The organism is Achromobacter sp. HZ34, from assembly GCF_002209485.1.
Lineage (GTDB): Bacteria > Pseudomonadota > Gammaproteobacteria > Burkholderiales > Burkholderiaceae_B > Bordetella_C.
The window spans coordinates 1-16,010 of sequence record NZ_NJIX01000002.1; the positions used below are offsets into that span (position 1 = coordinate 1).

Annotated in this window: 15 protein-coding genes; 7 read left to right on the forward strand and 8 right to left on the reverse strand. The window is 63.6% G+C overall.

Annotated elements, in window-relative coordinates; genetic code table 11:
• The first annotated feature begins 229 nt into the window (after positions 1–229).
• The 3 genes from CEY05_RS06735 to CEY05_RS06745 all read left to right on the forward strand — a co-directional run bounded on the left by CEY05_RS06735 (position 230) and on the right by CEY05_RS06745 (position 4,623).
• On the forward strand, positions 230–1,840 hold the full coding sequence (locus CEY05_RS06735; RefSeq protein WP_088597747.1) for a GMC family oxidoreductase: 1,611 nt from the start codon (positions 230–232) through the stop codon (positions 1,838–1,840).
• A gap of 51 nt (positions 1,841–1,891) precedes the next feature.
• Positions 1,892–3,349, forward strand: a complete 1,458-nt coding sequence (locus CEY05_RS06740; RefSeq protein ID WP_088597748.1) for an aldehyde dehydrogenase family protein — start codon at positions 1,892–1,894, stop codon at positions 3,347–3,349.
• Positions 3,350–3,615: 266 nt separating this feature from the next.
• Positions 3,616–4,623 (forward strand): tripartite tricarboxylate transporter substrate binding protein, encoded by a 1,008-nt coding sequence (locus CEY05_RS06745; RefSeq protein WP_088597749.1) that lies wholly within the window; start codon positions 3,616–3,618, stop codon positions 4,621–4,623.
• 106 nt (positions 4,624–4,729) lie between these two features.
• Here CEY05_RS06745 and CEY05_RS06750 read toward each other — a convergent pair whose 3' ends face one another.
• Positions 4,730–5,632, reverse strand: a complete 903-nt coding sequence (locus tag CEY05_RS06750; protein WP_088597750.1) for a LysR family transcriptional regulator — start codon at positions 5,630–5,632, stop codon at positions 4,730–4,732.
• A 130-nt stretch (positions 5,633–5,762) separates the two neighbouring features.
• Between CEY05_RS06750 and CEY05_RS06755 the strand changes: the two genes are divergently transcribed.
• Positions 5,763–6,257 (forward strand): carboxypeptidase regulatory-like domain-containing protein, encoded by a 495-nt coding sequence (locus CEY05_RS06755; protein ID WP_369825894.1) that lies wholly within the window; start codon positions 5,763–5,765, stop codon positions 6,255–6,257.
• A 109-nt stretch (positions 6,258–6,366) separates the two neighbouring features.
• Here the strand turns inward: CEY05_RS06755 and CEY05_RS06760 are convergent, their stop codons facing one another.
• Positions 6,367–7,425: an alkene reductase gene (locus CEY05_RS06760; protein ID WP_088597751.1), complete on the reverse strand. Its 1,059-nt coding sequence runs from the start codon at positions 7,423–7,425 to the stop codon at positions 6,367–6,369.
• 177 nt (positions 7,426–7,602) lie between these two features.
• Entirely contained in the window at positions 7,603–8,019 is a 417-nt protein-coding gene (arfB, locus tag CEY05_RS06765; protein ID WP_088597752.1) for an alternative ribosome rescue aminoacyl-tRNA hydrolase ArfB, read from the reverse strand.
• A 124-nt stretch (positions 8,020–8,143) separates the two neighbouring features.
• On the opposite strand from arfB, the gene CEY05_RS06770 reads away from it, so the two are divergent.
• Positions 8,144–9,190, forward strand: coding sequence for an LLM class flavin-dependent oxidoreductase (locus tag CEY05_RS06770; protein ID WP_088597753.1), 1,047 nt, complete (start codon positions 8,144–8,146; stop codon positions 9,188–9,190).
• Positions 9,191–9,314: 124 nt separating this feature from the next.
• A complete protein-coding gene (gene trxA / locus CEY05_RS06775) occupies positions 9,315–9,698 on the forward strand; it encodes a thioredoxin (RefSeq protein ID WP_088597754.1) in 384 nt (127 codons plus the stop codon).
• 67 nt (positions 9,699–9,765) lie between these two features.
• Here the strand turns inward: trxA and CEY05_RS06780 are convergent, their stop codons facing one another.
• Genes CEY05_RS06780 through CEY05_RS06790 form a run of 3 tightly spaced genes read right to left on the reverse strand, consistent with a single transcriptional unit; the run spans position 9,766 to position 13,265 of the window.
• Positions 9,766–10,365 (reverse strand): YigZ family protein, encoded by a 600-nt coding sequence (locus tag CEY05_RS06780; RefSeq protein ID WP_088597755.1) that lies wholly within the window; start codon positions 10,363–10,365, stop codon positions 9,766–9,768.
• A 36-nt stretch (positions 10,366–10,401) separates the two neighbouring features.
• On the reverse strand, positions 10,402–11,634 hold the full coding sequence (locus tag CEY05_RS06785) for an MFS transporter (protein WP_088597756.1): 1,233 nt from the start codon (positions 11,632–11,634) through the stop codon (positions 10,402–10,404).
• Positions 11,635–11,660: 26 nt separating this feature from the next.
• On the reverse strand, positions 11,661–13,265 hold the full coding sequence (locus tag CEY05_RS06790; protein WP_088597757.1) for an ABC-F family ATPase: 1,605 nt from the start codon (positions 13,263–13,265) through the stop codon (positions 11,661–11,663).
• Positions 13,266–13,498: 233 nt separating this feature from the next.
• Here CEY05_RS06790 and CEY05_RS06795 point away from each other — a divergent pair, with 233 nt between their 5' ends.
• Positions 13,499–14,425, forward strand: coding sequence for an enoyl-CoA hydratase-related protein (locus CEY05_RS06795; protein ID WP_088597758.1), 927 nt, complete (start codon positions 13,499–13,501; stop codon positions 14,423–14,425).
• Positions 14,426–14,527: 102 nt separating this feature from the next.
• Here CEY05_RS06795 and CEY05_RS06800 read toward each other — a convergent pair whose 3' ends face one another.
• Positions 14,528–15,757, reverse strand: a complete 1,230-nt coding sequence (locus CEY05_RS06800; RefSeq protein WP_088597759.1) for a cation:proton antiporter — start codon at positions 15,755–15,757, stop codon at positions 14,528–14,530.
• Positions 15,757–16,008, reverse strand: coding sequence for a hypothetical protein (locus CEY05_RS30835; protein WP_143220306.1), 252 nt, complete (start codon positions 16,006–16,008; stop codon positions 15,757–15,759). The genes CEY05_RS06800 and CEY05_RS30835 overlap by 1 nt, the downstream gene beginning before the upstream one ends.
• Between the last annotated feature and the right edge of the window lie 2 nt (positions 16,009–16,010).

Sequence of the window (16,010 nt, forward strand, 5' to 3'; positions counted from 1 at the left end):
GGCGGCGCCCTGCGCGCCCGCCGCCCCACGCGCCCGGCGGCGCCCTGCGCGCCCGCCGCCCCCCACACGACCGGCGGCGCTCCGCGCCCGTCGGCGGCAGGGCTAAAAAGCCAAAACATCAAAATTCCAAATGCATGAACATAGAAAAATATTAATTGTTTGAATATATCAACGCCCGTAGCCTAGCCGGAAATCAATAAAAGCATTTCCGGAGGCATCGCGCAGGGCAATGAATGAATACGTAGACTACATAATCGTCGGCTCAGGCCCGGCGGGCTCCGTCATCGCGAAGCGGTTGAGCGAGCGCACCCACCGCAGTATCTGCATCCTGGAAGCCGGCTGCGAAGACAAGGACTTCTTCATCCGCGTCCCCGCCGGTTTCGTCAAAACCCTTTATGGCGGCAAGATCACCTGGAACCTCCAGACCGAACCCGCCCTCGCCACCCACAACCGCAAGATCGCCATGCCGCAAGGCCGCGTCGTGGGCGGCTCCAGCTCCGTCAACGGCCTGGTCTACTCCCGCGGCCAGCGCGAAGACTTCGACGACTGGGAAAAATGGGGCAACCCCGGCTGGGGCTACGCCGACGTGCTCCCCTACTTCAAGCGTTCCGAACGCCGCCTGGGCCCGGCCGACCCCACCTATCGTGGCACGTCAGGCGAACTTCCCATCACCAACCCCGACTGGACGTCGCCACTATGCGACGCCTTCATCAAGGGCTGTAAAGAGTTCGGCATCCCCGCCAACCAGGACTACAACGGCGCGGAACAAACCGGCGCCGGCTATTTCCAGCGCTATATCTACAAGAACAAGCGCGTCAATTGCTCCGACGCCTTCCTGCGCCCCGCCATCCAGACCGGACGCGTCACGCTCAAGGCCGACGCCCTGGCCACGGAAATCCTCTTCGAAGGCAGGCGCGCCGTCGGCGTGAAATACACCCGCAACGGTACGACGCACACGCTCTACGCCAATCACGAGGTGATCATCAGCGCGGGCGCCGTCAACTCGCCGAAGCTCCTGCAGCTTTCCGGCATCGGTCCGCACGCCCTGCTCGCGCAACACGGCATCGTCGTCAAGCATGCCCTGCCTGGCGTAGGCGCGAACTTTCGCGACCACTACACCGTGCGCAGCATCTCCCGCGCGAAGTCGGTCATCACCCTCAACGAGCTGTCCAAGGGATGGCGCCTGGGCCGGGAAATCATGCGCTGGTTCATGGGCAAGCCCAGCATCCTCAGCCTGAGCCCCTCGATGGTGCACGTCTTCTGGAGCTCCCGCTACAGCCCGGACCGCGGCGACATCCAGGTCCTCTTCACCCCGGCCAGCTACAAACCCGGCAGCAATTACGTGCTCGACGACCTGCCCGGCATGAGCACCGGCGCCCGCCAACAGCGGCCGGAAAGCAGCGGCTACGTCCACATCCAGTCGAAAGACCCCCTATCGGTCCCGCTGGTCCAGCCGAATTTCCTCGACCACGAACTCGACCAGCGCACCATCGTCGAAGCCTTGAAGATCGCGCGCCAATTGATGGCGACATCAGCCATGGCGCCCTACCTGGTGCAAGAACTGCAACCCGGCAAGGACGTCTCCAGCGATGACGAATGGCTGGACTACGCCAGGCAAAAAGGCACCACTGGCTATCACATGGTGGGCACCTGCAAGATGGGACGCCGCGAAGACCCCATGGCCGTGGTGGATGCAACGCTACGCGTCCATGGCCTGGAAAACCTGCGCATCGCCGACGCGTCCGTCATGCCACAAGTCCCGTCGGCCAACACCCTGGCGGCCAGCCTGATGATAGGCGAGAAGGCCGCGGACATGATCCTGGCGAACCAGGCGGGCTGAAGCCCGCGCACACCACCGCCACCACCGCATTCAAATCACAGGAGATAGACAATGTCCCAAAACGCCACCGAGATTCTCAAGAACGTTTCCACGCTCAGCCTGATCGCCGGCGAGCGCGTCAGCAGCGGCGCCACCTTCACCGTCAACGACCGCTATTCCGGCACGCCCATCGCGCAGGTGGACCAGACCTCCCACGCGCACATCCAACGGGCCGTGACCACCGCCCGCGGCAATCTGAAGAAAGTGCCCGACGGCTATGAACGCGCGCGCATCCTGCGCAAGGCGGCGGAAATCATCCAGTCCCGCAAGCAGCAGTTCATCGACATCATGGCGCTGGAGGCCGGTTTTACCGCCGCCGAAACGTCCAATGAAATCGCCCGCGGCCTGGACACCCTGGAAATCTCCGCCGAGGAAGCCAAGCGTATCTGCGGCGAAATGATCCCCATGGACGGCAACCCCGGCCAGAAAGACCGCATCGCGTTCACGCTGCGCACGCCGGTCGGCATCGTCTGCGCCATAACGCCTTTCAATGCCCCCTTCAACGCTCTGCTGCACAAGATCGCACCGGCCATCGCGGCAGGCAATGCGGTAATCCTGAAGCCGTCCGGCTACACGCCCCTGACGGCCAGCCTGATCTGCGACGTGCTGCTCGATGCCGGCTGGCCCGCCGAGCTGCTGTCCCTGATCCAGGGCGAAGGCGCCGAGGCCGGCGAATGGCTGCTGGACGAACAGGACATCAATTTCTACACCTTTACGGGCAGCACCCGCGTGGGCCGCATCATCCAGCAGAAGGCCGGCCGCCGCCGCACCCAGCTGGAGCTTGGCAGCATCGCCTGCACCGTGATCTGCGACGACGCCGATATCGAACTGGCGTTGCCGCGCATCCTGCGCGCCACGTTCCGCAAGGCTGGCCAGGTTTGCACGTCGATCCAGCGGCTGTATGTGGCCAAGTCCCGCATCGAGGAAGTCACGGCGCGGCTGGAACAGGCCACGCGCGCGCTCAAGAGTGGCGACCCGCGTGCCGCCGGCATCGACGTGGGTCCCATGATTGCCGAAAGGGAGGCCATTCGGGCCGAATCCTGGGTGAATGAGGCCGTCGCCATGGGCGCGCGCGTCGTCACCGGCGGCAAGCGCGACAGGTCCGTGCTGGAGCCGACCATCCTGGCCGACGTTCGCGTGGGCATGAAAGTGGTGGATCAGGAAATCTTCGCGCCGGTAGTCACGCTGCTGCCCTTCGACAAAGTGTCCGAAGTCATCGACAGCATCAACGCCACGCCCTACGGCCTGGCCGCGGGTGTGTTCACCAACGATGTCAACACCGCTTTCTACATGGCCCGCCAGCTGCGCGTGGGCGGTCTGCACGTCAACGAGACGTCCAGCTCGCGCAACGACGGCATGCCTTATGGCGGCGTCAAGGATAGCGGCTACGGCTTCGAGGGTCCGAAATACGCCATCCGCGACATGACGGACGAAAAAATCGTCACGTTCTCGCTGCACGACCCGGCCTGACCGAAACAGCGATAACGCCAGACTGAGTAGACAAGACCGCGCACGACGGCACCGCCGTCGTGCGTGACGGCAGCGGCTTGCCGGAAAAAAGAAAAGAGACGGAAGGTGCCAAGGCGCCGCGGGACGGGAGTTCCCATCCAGGCCTCTCGGCCGATGAAAAACAACGAATGCTTTACCAAACCACGCTCGATATCCATTCGCTGGATAGCGCGCGCTAGTCAAAGCCTCATTCCAGGCTATTTTTCCTACAATCGGAGACACACAATATGACATCACGGGAAAACAACAATAATCGCCCCGCCCGCCTGCTGCGCATCGGCGGCGCCCTCCTCGGCATGGCCTTCGCCGTCGCCGCACATGCGGGCAGCTATCCTGAACGGCCCATCAGCCTGGTCGTTCCCTATACCGCCGGTGGCGCCACGGACGTGCTGGCGCGGACCATCGCCGACAATCTGTCCAAGGAATTGAAGCAGACCATCATCGTCGAAAACTACCCCGGCGCCGGCGGCACCGTGGGCCAATCCCGCGTGGCTCGCGGCACCACCGACGGCTATACCCTGCTGCTGGGCAACGTCGGCACGTTGGCGGCCAATGCCTCTGTCTACAAGACCCTGCCCTACGACATCATCAAGGATTTCACCCCGCTGGCTTCGGTCGGTGACGCACCGCAGGTGCTGTCGGTGCGATCCAACTTCCCGGCCGCGAATCTGGATGAGTTCGTCGCCTATGCCAAGGCCAACGCCGCCAAGATGAATTTCGGCGATGCCGGCATCGGTTCCGGCGCATTCCTGGGCGGCATGCTGCTCAACGCCAAGCTGGGTATCAACGTCACGCCGGTGCACTATCGTGGCGCTGCCCAAGCCACGTCCGACGTCATGGCGGGCCAGATCGACTACACCGTGGAAAGCAGCAGCACCGCGGTCGGCTCCATCTCGACCGGCAAGATCAAGGGCTTGATGGTGTTGAGCAACGAAAGGGTCAGCGTTTTGCCCGACGTTCCCGCCGCCAGCGAGACCTCGCACAAGGATCTGAACTACGCGATCTGGAACATGATGCTTGTGAAGAAGGGCGTGCCGGCGGAGGTCGTGCAAAAGCTTAACGCCGCCATCAACAAGACGCTGACCCGGCCTGAACTGCTGCAGCGCTACAAGGAGATGGGCGTGACCGTTCCGGTCGCCGATCACCGCAGCCTGGACGGTTCTCAGAAGCTGCTGGCCGATGAAGTGGCGCGCTGGCATACGCTGCTGACCGAAGCCGGCGTGAAGCCGGAGTAATTTTCCCCTGCGCTTTACGGTGCTTTACGGTGCTACAAGCGGACGCCCCCGGCGTCCGCTTGACGGCGGCATAGCGGCACGGCGGCACCGCGATACACCACCGTGCTCAGCCAAACGTCGATATCGACTTGGCCAGATTCACCAGCTTGCGGATCACCGTCTGGCTTTGGTCCACACTCCACGCGGCATTGAATGGAATCCGCGGAAAGGCCGGCGCGTCTTTCAGAATCACCAACTCACCGCGCTTGAGTTCCGCTTCGACCAGCGGATAGGTCATCAAGCCGACGCCCGTGCCACTGCATATCAATTGCTTCAGGGTCAGGATATTGCTGCAGATATCGACCTTGATCCTCAGGTTATGGTCCCGGATGGTCTTCATCAGGATCGGATACATGGGCGATTCCTTCGACAAGGACCAGACGGGTTTGCTGCATAACAGGTCCAGCCAGTTTTCCTGGGTATGAGCGCCGTCCCGGCCCACCAGGTCCGGTGCGCCGACCAGCAACACGTCGACGGCGCCGATAGGCTCCACATGGAAGCGGTCCGACGTCAGCGAGGGCGTGGCCATGAATACCAGGTCCAGATGCCCAGCCTCCAGCTTGCTCACGCTAAGCGAGGTCTGCCCTACTTCCACATCGAAGCTCAATTGCGGCATGGCGGCACGGGCGGCCGTAATGAACTGGGAAAACCACGTCTGTCCCACCAGGCCAGCGATGCCCAGGCAGATCAGGCCCGAGGCATGTGTCGCGTCATCGAGCGAATAAATCACGTCGTCGATGGCGGCCAGCAGGGGTTTGATCTGCTGGACCAGTTCCCGTCCTTGCGTGGTCAGATCCATCTTGCGGCCGCGTTTGTGGAATACGGGGAATCCCAACCGCCCTTCCAGCTCGCGCATGCGAGCCGAAACCGTGGGTTGGGTCGTATACATATGATCGGCGGCGGCCTGGAAGCTCCCCAATTGTGCGATATGGCACAGTGTCTGGAGATGCACGATATTCAGTTTTGCCATAGCTCCAAGTCGTCGTAATAGACGAAGGCAAATTTTGCCTGAAAAATGCGCGTGGCATGCCGCTTGCTCTACAGCAGAACTTTTTTCGGTACAGGCTATCGAAACCCTAGTTCACCCCGTGGAGAGAACCATGAAGCAAGAACCGACTCGTCATCTGGCCCGGACCTATGCCGGCCGCTCGCAGGCGCAGATCTATCGCCCCCTCATGGTGACCGCCCTGGCCGGCGCCGTGCTCTGGGCCGCCAGCCTGTCCAGCGCCCACGCCGCGCTGCCGGAAACGCAGAAGCAAGGCAATGTCGAGTACGTCACTGGCGGCATCGGCCTGGATGAATCGCAATCCCTCAAGGCCGCGGAAAAAAGCTACCCCCTGTCGTTGCTGTTCGCGCGCAAGCTCGATGGCAAGAACGACTACACCGCCGACGTCAAGGTAGTGATTACTGACAGCAAAGGCACCGCGGTATTGAACGCCACCAGCGGCGGTCCTTATATGCTGGTGAAATTGCCGGCCGGCGAATACAAGGTTTCCGCCACGCTGGACGGCAACGAGCAGACCCGCCAGGTGTCGGTGAAGGGCAATGGCTCGGCGCACGCCGGTTTTGAGTGGAACGCGAAGAGCACCAAGTAGACGCTGCGGGCTTTCACCAGCACGCCAACGTCGCGACGAAGTTGGCGGCTGGGAGCGAAAAGGCGCGGACCGTATGGCCCGCGCCTTTGTCATTCTCCAAGCAGGATAATCAGGCCGCCTGCAAAGCCGGATAGTCGATATACCCTTCTTCCGTGCCCGAATAGAACGTCGCCGGATTCGGCGCGTTCAACGGCGCATTCCGCGCGAAGCGCTCGGGCAGGTCGGGATTGGCGATGAACAAGACGCCGTAGGCAACCGCATCGGCCTCGCCGGCCCGCAGCACGGTCGCTCCGGTGTCCTGGTCGAAACCGTCGTTGGCGAACACCGCGCCACCGAAGGCCTGCTTGAGTTGCGGCAGCAGACGCCCATCGCTCAAGGGTTCGCGGATGCACAGGAAGGCCACGTTGCGACGATTCATCTCGCGCGCGACATAGCCGAACGTGGCAGCCGGATTCGAATCGCTGATCGAATGCGCCTTGCCTTGCGGCGACAGGTGCACGCCCACACGATCCGCGCCCCATACATCGATGCAGGCGTCGGTCGCTTCCAGCAGCAGGCGCGCGCGGTTTTCGATAGAGCCGCCGTAGGCATCGTCGCGATGGTTGGTGCTGTCTTGCAGGAACTGGTCCAGCAGATAGCCATTGGCGCTATGCAGTTCCACGCCGTCGAAACCGGCGCGCTTGGCATTTTCCGCAGCCTTGCGGTAGGCGGCCACGATGCCGGGGATTTCATCCAGGCGCAGCGCGCGCGGCGTCACGTACGGACGCTTCGGCCGCAGCGCGCTGACGTCGCCTTCGGCCGCGATGGCGCTGGGCGCCACCGGCAGTTCGCCATCGAGCAGGCTGGGATCGGAGATACGGCCCACGTGCCACAACTGCACGACGATGCGGCCGCCACGGGCATGCACGGCGTCCGTGATCTTCTTCCAGCCATCGACTTGTTCATCCGACCAGATGCCCGGGGTGTTGGGATAACCCACGCCTTGCGCCATCACCGACGTAGCTTCGGTGATGATGAGGCCCGCTGAAGCACGCTGCGAGTAGTACTCGACCATGCGATCGGTGGGCACGCGGCCAGGACCGGCCTGCATGCGCGTGAGCGGCGCCATGATGACCCGGTTGGGCAGCGTCAGGCTGCCCACTTGGAGGGAAGAGGAAAAGGTGGTCATGGAAAAAGGGAACCTTGAACAGGGAATGCGTCGATTCTAATTAACACCACGGGGGAAAATTGGACGGATCACGCGACAACAGTTGTCAGGCTGGCCTCGGCCACCCGCCCGATCCCCTGCATCGTATCCGTGGCCAACGTCCGGCCCCGGCCGCCCGTCCTGACAGGAGCCTGTCCTTCAATCTTCGCCCACCCGCCCGCGCAACTGCTTGGTGAGCCCGTGCATCACCTTGCGCTGCACGCGCCGTCGCTGGGACGCGCGCGTGGGCCGCGTGGCCTTGCGCGGTATGACTGGCCGCGCCGCCTGCTGCAGCAAGCTGACCAGGCGCTCCACGGCCTCCGCGCGGTTCTTGTCCTGGCTGCGGGAAGTCTGCGCCTTGATCACCACAACGCCATCCTTGCTGATGCGCCGATCGCCCAGCGCCAGCACGGCCGCCTTAAAATCATCCGGCAGCGAAGAGGCCCGCACGTCGAAACGCATATGCACCGCGCTCGACACTTTGTTGACGTTCTGCCCGCCCGCGCCCTGCGCGCGGATCATGTCGAATTCGATTTCGCGCTCGTCCAACGCGATGTGCTCATTGATGGAAATCATGGCGGCAGTCTACTCCAAGGATCCCGCCCACAACCCGGAAGCCGATAAGGTTGCTGGCCTGTGCACTTGAAATCGCCGATACACTGCCCCAATTAGCGTAGATAACGCCTATCAAGGAATTCTCATGACAGCCCTGTCGGACGTCCCCTTTTCCGTCCTCGACCTGGCCCCCATTGCGCAGAACCATACCGCCGCGGACGCATTCCGCAACACGGTGGAGTTGGCGCAACACGTGGAGCGCTGGGGCTACAACCGGTTCTGGCTGGCCGAGCACCACAATATCAACGGCATCGCCAGCAGCGCGACCGCGGTCCTGATCGGACACGTGGCCGGCCATACGAAGACGCTGCGGGTGGGCTCGGGCGGCGTGATGCTGCCCAATCACGCGCCGCTGATCATCGCGGAGCAGTTCGGCACGCTGGAAACGCTGTACCCCGGCCGTATCGACCTGGGCCTGGGCCGTGCACCCGGCAGCGACGGCTTGACGCAGCGCGCCCTGCGCCGCGATCCTCGCAGCGGCCTGGAATTCCCCGCCCTGCTGGACGAACTGCGCGGCTTCTTCCGGGCGACGCATCCGACGCAGGCGGTACGTTCGATTCCCGGCGAAGGCTTGAACATTCCCATCTGGCTGCTGGGCTCGAGCGACTTCAGCGCGCGCCTGGCTGCCCATCTGGGCCTGCCGTTTTCTTTCGCGGGCCACTTTTCACCGGAAGGCATGCAGGCGATGCGTCTTTATCGCCAGCTGTTCCAGCCCTCGGAAACCCTCAAGCGCCCGTACTCGATGATAGGCGTGCCGGTTATCGCCGCCGACACCGACGAGGAAGCGCGCCGCCAGTCCACCACCCAGCAGCAGAAATTCCTTTCGCTGATCCGCGGCAACCGCCTGCAATTGCAACCGCCGGTCGACGATATGGAGCAGCGCTGGAACGAGTGGGAACGCGCCGCGGTCCAGCAGAAACTGGGCGCTTCCATCGTGGGCGGGCCGGCCACCGTCAAGCGCGAACTGGAAGCGCTGATCGAACGCACGGAAGCCGACGAAGTGATGATCGTGTCGGATTTCTACGACCTGAAAGATCGTTTGCGCTCGTATGAAATCCTCGCCTCGCTGAGGAATGCGCCGTCGGAAAACACGTCTGCCACGGCGGGCGCGGCGGTTGCTGGCGCCGCCTGAGCTTGTTAAACGGGGCGTCGTCCCCACGTTAATACCCAAGCAGGCATTGCCGTTTTTTACCAAGCCCGGCCTTCTGCATTCGGCCTCGGCTACCAGCGCCGCTAACGCGGCAAGGATGTGTCAAATGAGCGTAGTGGAAATGAACAAGGACTCGTTCCAGGATGCCGTCGCGGGTGACGGAACTGTGATCGTCGACTTCTGGGCTCCCTGGTGTGGCCCCTGCCGCGGATTCGCGCCGGTGTTCGAGAAAGCCGCCGAAAGCCATCCCGATGTCACCTTCGCCAAGGTGAATACCGACGTCGAGCAGGAACTGGCGGGCGCGCTGAACATCCGCTCCATCCCCACGCTGATGGTCTTCCGCGAACAGGTTCTGCTGTTCTCCCAACCGGGCGCCCTGTCGCCGGGACAGCTGGAAGAACTGCTGACCAAGATCAAGTCGCTGGACATGGAAAAGGTCCATCAGGAAATCGCTACCGCGCAGGCCCAGGCCGGCGAAGCGCAGCCTTGAACAGCACGGTCCAAGGCCTGGGCATGGTCCCAGGCCGGACTGTTTTCAAGCCTCGTCTTCAAGCCTTTTATTGAGCCTGGTCCTGACCCAGCTCCAGGCTGCTGCGTCCCCGCGTCGCATCGGTGATGGCCTGCGCCAGGTCCGCCACCGCCACGCGGGGAATATCCAGCGTCAATGTCGCGCCCTCGCCGTCGAAGTTTTCGGAGACGACGGCCGCGCCGGCTGCCACCAGGCGCGACTGCAGCCATTGCAGATCGCCGTAGGCGCAGTGGCAACTTGCGCGCACCATCTCGATGATCTCCACCCGCGGCGCCAGCCGCAGGCAGTTGGCAGCGCAACCGCCATAGGCGCGCACCAATCCCCCCGTCCCCAGCTTGATGCCGCCATACCAGCGGATCACCAGCACGGCCACGCGGTCGCACTGCTGGCCGTCGATGGCCTGCAGAATGGGCCGTCCGGCACTGCCGCCCGGTTCACCATCGTCATTGAAGCGATACTGGTCGCCTACGCGGTAGGCCCAGCAATTGTGGGTAGCATCGGCATCGCTGCGGCTGGCGATGAAATCCATCGCTGCCTGCGCGTCGGCCACCGGCGCCGCCAGCGCCAGGAAAAGACTCTTCTTGATCGTTTCCTGGTATTCGCCAGGCTGCGCCAGCGTCGTGGCCATGGTCTTCCGGTCCGTCAAGTGCCGCGGTTGCCGCGCTCAGGCACTGCCCGTACCGCGCACCACGGCGGCACGCCGGGCAGCCTTGAGCAGCAGCGTGATGATGCCGATGGACAGCACCGAAGCCAGCGCCGCCAGCAGGAAAATCGAAGGATAGCCGTAGGTTGCCACCGCCAGCCCCACCACGGGGCCGGTGATGCCCAGGGACAGGTCCAGGAAGACAGAATACGCGCCCAGGGCCGCGCCGCGATTGCCGGCCGGCACGCGCGCTACCGCCTCCACGCCCAGCGCCGGAAAGACCAGCGAGAAACCGAAGCCGGTCAGCGCCGCGCCCGCCAGCGCGACGCTGGGCTGTGGCGCCAGCCACAGGCACAGCAAGCCCAGGACTTCCACCGAGATCGAGCAGATGGCCACGCGGAAGCCGCCGAAGCGCGGGATCATATTGGCCAGCAGCAGGCGCGCGCCGATGAAGGCGCAGCCGAATACGCTCAAGGCCAGCGCCGCGCCTTCCCATTGGAAGGACCCGTAGTACAGCGTGATGAAAGTGGCGATGGACCCGAAGCCCACGGACGCCAGGCCCAGTGCCAGGCCGTGCGGCAGTACCTGCGCCATCACGTGCTTGAACGCCATGCGGGCGCCGCCCACCACCGCCACCGGCGCGCGTGGGAACGCCATTGCAATGCCGACCAGCCCCACGCCCAGCACGGCGGCCCCCACCGCCCCCATGCTCCAGCGCGACTGCAGCAGCACGCCCAAGGGCGCGCCTATCGCCAAGGCACCGTAGGTACAAATGCCGCTCCAGGAGATCACGCGGCCGGTGTGGGCCGCGCCCACCTTGCCTATGCCCCAGGTGAGCCCGCCCGTGCCCACCCAGCTTTCACCGAAGCCCAGGATCAGACGGCCCAGCAGCAGCGCGACCAGGCTGACGGTGGGTGACCGCTCGAAGGCGTAGGCCATCAACAGGAATACGCCACTGGCGGCGCACGCCGCCAAGCCGACCAACACCGTTTTTCGAGGCCCTACGCTGTCGGACATGCGCCCGGCATGCGAACGGCTCAACAAGGTGGCCAGGTACTGGATGCTGATCACCAGCCCGGCCAGCACCGAGCCGTAGCCCAGTTCGTTGTGCACGTATCCGGGCAGCACCGCCATGGGCAGGCCCACGGTCAGGTAGCCCAGGAAGTTGAAGACGAGAATGGACAGGATCTGCCCGGTTACCTTCACGGAACCGGGCGCCGCGGCCGCAGCGCGTGGCGTGTCTGGGGAAGACATGGCTTAAGCGATGGAAAGCAGTGGCCTCAAGCGTCCAGGCCGCGCGAAGTCAGGTAGTCCTCGTAGCCGCCGCGGTAATCCATGATTTCACCGTTGGGCAGGATTTCGATCACGCGGGTGGCCAGGCCGGACACGAATTCGCGGTCATGCGAAACGAAGATCAGCGTGCCGGCGAACTTTTCCAGCGCGAACTGCAGCGACTCGATCGATTCCATGTCCAGGTGATTGGTCGGCTCGTCCATCAGCAGGACGTTGTGCCGGCCCAGCATCAGACGGCCGAAGGTCATGCGGTTCTTCTCGCCGCCCGACAGCACCTTGGGTGCCTTGGGCAGGTCGTCGGAGGAAAACAGCAGGCGGCCCAGCACCGAACGGATGGCCTGGTCGTCATCGCCCGTCTGGCGATGATCGGTCATCCAGTCGAACAGGTTGATGTCGGTCTGCTGGAACTGGTCCGACACGTCCTGCGCCATATAGCCCTTGTCGGCGTTGTCCGACCACTTCACGCTGCCCTTGTCCCCCGCCAGATTGCCCTCCAGCAAGCGCAGCAGCGTGGTCTTGCCGACGCCATTGGCGCCGACGATGGCGATCTTCTCACCCGCGTCGATCATTGCCGAGAAATCGCGGATGACCGGGGCGTCATAGGCCTTGGACAGATGCTCGATGGTCACCGCCAGACGATGCAGGACCTTGTTCTGCTCGAAGCGAATGTACGGGTTCTGGCGCGACGACGGCTTGACTTCGACCTGCTCCGACTTGATGCGGTCGATCTGCTTCAGACGCGACGTGGCCTGGCGGGCCTTGGACTTGTTGGCGGAGAAGCGCCGCACGAAGTCCTGCAGTTCGGTAATGCGTTCCTTGGCCTTGGCATTGTCGGACGACAAGCGCTCGCGCGCCTGCGTGGACGCCAGCATGTAGTCGTCGTAATTACCGGGATAGATGCGGATCTCGCGGTAATCCAGGTCGGCCATGTGGGTGCAGACCTGGTTGAGGAAGTGACGATCGTGGCTGATGATGATCATCGTGCTCTGGTAGCTGTTGAGCACGTTCTCCAGCCAGCGGATGGTGTTGATGTCCAGGTTGTTGGTCGGTTCGTCCAGCAGCAGCACATCGGGATTGGAAAACAGCGCCTGCGCCAGCAGCACGCGCAGCTTCCAGCCGGGCGCCACTTCACGCATGGGCAGGTTGTGCTGCTCCACCGGCAGTTCCAGGCCCAGCAGCAGCTCACCGGCACGCGCCTCGGCCGTGTAGCCGTCGTATTCGGCGAACTTGGCTTCGAGGTCGGCGGCACGCATGTAGTCGTCGTCGGTGGCGTCGGCGTTGGCGTAGATGGCGTCGCGCTCGGACATCGCGGCCCACATCTCCGTGTGGCCCATCATGACCACGTCCAGCACCCGCAGGTCTTCGTAGGCGAACTGGTCCTGGCGCAACTTGCCCAGGCGCACACCCGGCTCCAGCGAGACGTTACCGGAGGTAGCTTCGAGATCGCCCCCGATGATCTTCATGAACGTCGACTTGCCGGAACCGTTGGCACCGATAAGGCCATAGCGGTTGCCGCCGCCGAACTTGACGCTGACGTTCTCGAACAAGGGTTTGGGGCCGAACTGGATGGTGAGATTGGCGGTTGAGATCACGGGTGTGTGGGGGAAATTTGCGGAAATGCTGAAGGAGGAACCTCACAGTGTACCAACGCCTTACGCTGCACCGCAAAAAGGAGGAACTGCCTGTGCTCCAAAAACGACCACGGATTCAACATCGCGGATTGCTACCTACGACTTAGTTCCTTTCTTAAGACAATTGTCAACGCGGAACAAAGTCTATGTAATAGCAATCTGCTACCCAGCGTGTCGAAGAAAGGAAGCACATCATGCCGCAAACACTCGAAATCGAATATAAGCCCCAAGCGGCCTGGGTGTGGCTTTCCCGGCCCGACGTCCGCAATGCCATCGATCCTCTGATGGTGCGGGAGCTGACCGAGACTTTCCAGGCGCTTGGCCGTGATCCGCAAGTCCGCGCCATCGTGCTGGCCGGCCGCGGCATCGGCTTCTGCGCTGGCGCCGATATCGGCCAGGCCCGCTACGGCACGCAGCCGGGCGAAGCGGACGAGACGGATGAGCGCGCCGACGCGCTGGCCTGCGCGGAAATGCTGCACACCATCTATGCCTGCCCCAAGGCCACTATCGCACGCGTCCATGGCATCTGCATGTCCGTGGGCATGGGCCTGGCCGCTGCCTGCGACATCACCATCGCGTCGTCGCAAGCCACCTTCGCCCTGCCCGAGACCCGGCTGGGCCTGGTGCCCGCGGTGATCTCGCCCTATGTGCTGCGCGCCATCGGCCCGCGCCAGGCGACGCGCTGGTTCCTGACCGGCGAGACCTTCAGCGCGGCGGAAGCGTGGCGCATCGGCTTCGTGCATGACTTGTGCGAGCCGGAATCGCTGGACCTGCGCATCTCGGCGCTGGTGGACACCTTCATGCTGACCGCCCCGGATGCGGTTTCGGCCACCAAGCAGATGGTGCACGACCTGCCCTTGCGTTCGCTCGATGCCGATACGGCAGAGGACCAGCACGACGGGGGTAATAGCGACGGGCGCAGTGGTGGGCGCAGTGACGGGCGTAACGAGGGCCCCGCGGATGGCATCGGCAAGGGCGGCGCCTTGAACACCGCGCCGGCGACGGCGGGCGCGGCCGTGGACGCTATCGGCGCGGTGGCCAGCAGCGCGGCAGTGCTAGGTGCACGGCTGCCGGACTGGGTCGTCGCCGGAGACGCTCCGACGGGATTGACGCCGGTATAGGCGTCGGCGCCATACGATTGACGCCGCTACAGGATTAACGCCGCTACAGGATTGACGCCGCCACAGGTTCGCGCCCGTGGCGGACAGATCGCCGCCCCGTCTTCACACGCCCGGATCGGGCTGTTCAGGCCGTAATTGCGCTTTCTCGATCCGGTGCCGATAGCGGTCCAGCATATTGAACAGCAGCGGATTGATGATGATGGACAGGATGGCGCCGCCCAGAACCAGGTCCTGCGCATCGGTGGGCATGATCTGCTGGGTGATGCCCAGCCCTGCCAGGATGAAGGAGAACTCGCCGATCTGCGCCAGGCTGGCGGAGATCGTCAGCGCCGTCATCTTCGAATGGCGGAACGCGCGCACGATCAGGTAAGCCGCGATGGATTTGCCGACCACGATGATCAGCGTCGTACCCAGCACGCCCCAAGGATCGCGCAAGAAGGACAGCGGGTCGAACAGCATGCCCACCGAGACGAAGAACAGCACCGAGAATGCATCGCGCAAAGGCAGCGACTCGTCGGCGGCGCGCTGGCTGAATTCCGATTCGGCCATGACCATGCCGGCGAAGAAGGCGCCCAGCGCGAAGGACACGCCGAACAGCGCGGTGGCGCCGTAGGCCACGCCCAGCGCACACGCCAGCACGCCCAGGCGGAACAGTTCGCGGTTGCCCGTGTAGACGATACGTTCAAGTATCCAGGGAATGACGCGCCGCCCGAACACCAGCATGATGGCGACGAAGGCGGCCACCTTGACCACGGTCAGCCCCAGCACCCACCACAAGGACGGCCCGCCCTCGGCGCCGCGTCCACCCAGGACGCCGGACAGCGCCGGGATCAGCACCAGCGCGGCGACCATCACCAGATCCTCGACGATCAGCCACCCCACCGCGATGCGCCCTATTCCCGTCTCGACCATCTGGCGATCGTCCAGGGCCTTGATCAGCACCACCGTACTGGCCACTGACAAGGCCAGGCCGAATAACAGGCCGCCTCCGAGGCTCCAGCCCATCACCTGCGACAACCCCAGCCCCATCAGCGTTGCCACGGCAATCTGCACGATGGCCCCCGGAACCGCGATGCCCTTGACCGACAGCAGATCCTTGAGGGAAAAATGCAGGCCGACGCCGAACATCAGCAGGATGACGCCCAGCTCGGCCAGCTCCTGCGCCAGGTGGCCGTCCGCGGTAAATCCCGGCGTGTGCGGCCCGGCGAGGATGCCGGCGAATAGATAGCCTATCAGCGGCGGCATTTTCAGGCGGACGGCAACCGTCCCCAGGATGAACGCCAGTACCAGGCCGCCCACGATGGTCGTGATGAGCGGGGTCGAATGAGGCATCAAGTCTCCAGGAAAAAGATGAACGACAGCACGGCGCACCGTGCACGCCTGGCGGCTTGATCATTCAAACTATTGTCAGGTTGGAAGAATATCACGCGATTTTTACCGAACGGGAACAGTGTGACAGGAGCGACTCGCCGCGACGTGCGATCAGCGAAAAAATAAGGACCGCCGGGTGCGCGCGGGGTTGCCATTACTACGAAAACTTCATCATTCAATGAAAGAAAAATGAAAGCGTGATCGCGCAGCATGG

What these genes read in the sequence shown, in the direction of transcription:
- CEY05_RS06735 (WP_088597747.1), top strand. Translation starts at nt 230, where the DNA reads ATGAATGAATACGTAGACTACATAATCGTCGGCTCAGGCCCGGCGGGC.
- CEY05_RS06740 (WP_088597748.1), top strand. Translation starts at nt 1,892, where the DNA reads ATGTCCCAAAACGCCACCGAGATTCTCAAGAACGTTTCCACGCTCAGC.
- CEY05_RS06745 (WP_088597749.1), top strand. Translation starts at nt 3,616, where the DNA reads ATGACATCACGGGAAAACAACAATAATCGCCCCGCCCGCCTGCTGCGC.
- CEY05_RS06750 (WP_088597750.1), bottom strand. Translation starts at nt 5,632, where the DNA reads ATGGCAAAACTGAATATCGTGCATCTCCAGACACTGTGCCATATCGCA.
- CEY05_RS06755 (WP_369825894.1), top strand. Translation starts at nt 5,763, where the DNA reads ATGAAGCAAGAACCGACTCGTCATCTGGCCCGGACCTATGCCGGCCGC.
- CEY05_RS06760 (WP_088597751.1), bottom strand. Translation starts at nt 7,425, where the DNA reads ATGACCACCTTTTCCTCTTCCCTCCAAGTGGGCAGCCTGACGCTGCCC.
- arfB (WP_088597752.1), bottom strand. Translation starts at nt 8,019, where the DNA reads ATGATTTCCATCAATGAGCACATCGCGTTGGACGAGCGCGAAATCGAA.
- CEY05_RS06770 (WP_088597753.1), top strand. Translation starts at nt 8,144, where the DNA reads ATGACAGCCCTGTCGGACGTCCCCTTTTCCGTCCTCGACCTGGCCCCC.
- trxA (WP_088597754.1), top strand. Translation starts at nt 9,315, where the DNA reads ATGAGCGTAGTGGAAATGAACAAGGACTCGTTCCAGGATGCCGTCGCG.
- CEY05_RS06780 (WP_088597755.1), bottom strand. Translation starts at nt 10,365, where the DNA reads ATGGCCACGACGCTGGCGCAGCCTGGCGAATACCAGGAAACGATCAAG.
- CEY05_RS06785 (WP_088597756.1), bottom strand. Translation starts at nt 11,634, where the DNA reads ATGTCTTCCCCAGACACGCCACGCGCTGCGGCCGCGGCGCCCGGTTCC.
- CEY05_RS06795 (WP_088597758.1), top strand. Translation starts at nt 13,499, where the DNA reads ATGCCGCAAACACTCGAAATCGAATATAAGCCCCAAGCGGCCTGGGTG.
- CEY05_RS06800 (WP_088597759.1), bottom strand. Translation starts at nt 15,757, where the DNA reads ATGCCTCATTCGACCCCGCTCATCACGACCATCGTGGGCGGCCTGGTA.
- CEY05_RS30835 (WP_143220306.1), bottom strand. Translation starts at nt 16,008, where the DNA reads ATGCTGCGCGATCACGCTTTCATTTTTCTTTCATTGAATGATGAAGTT.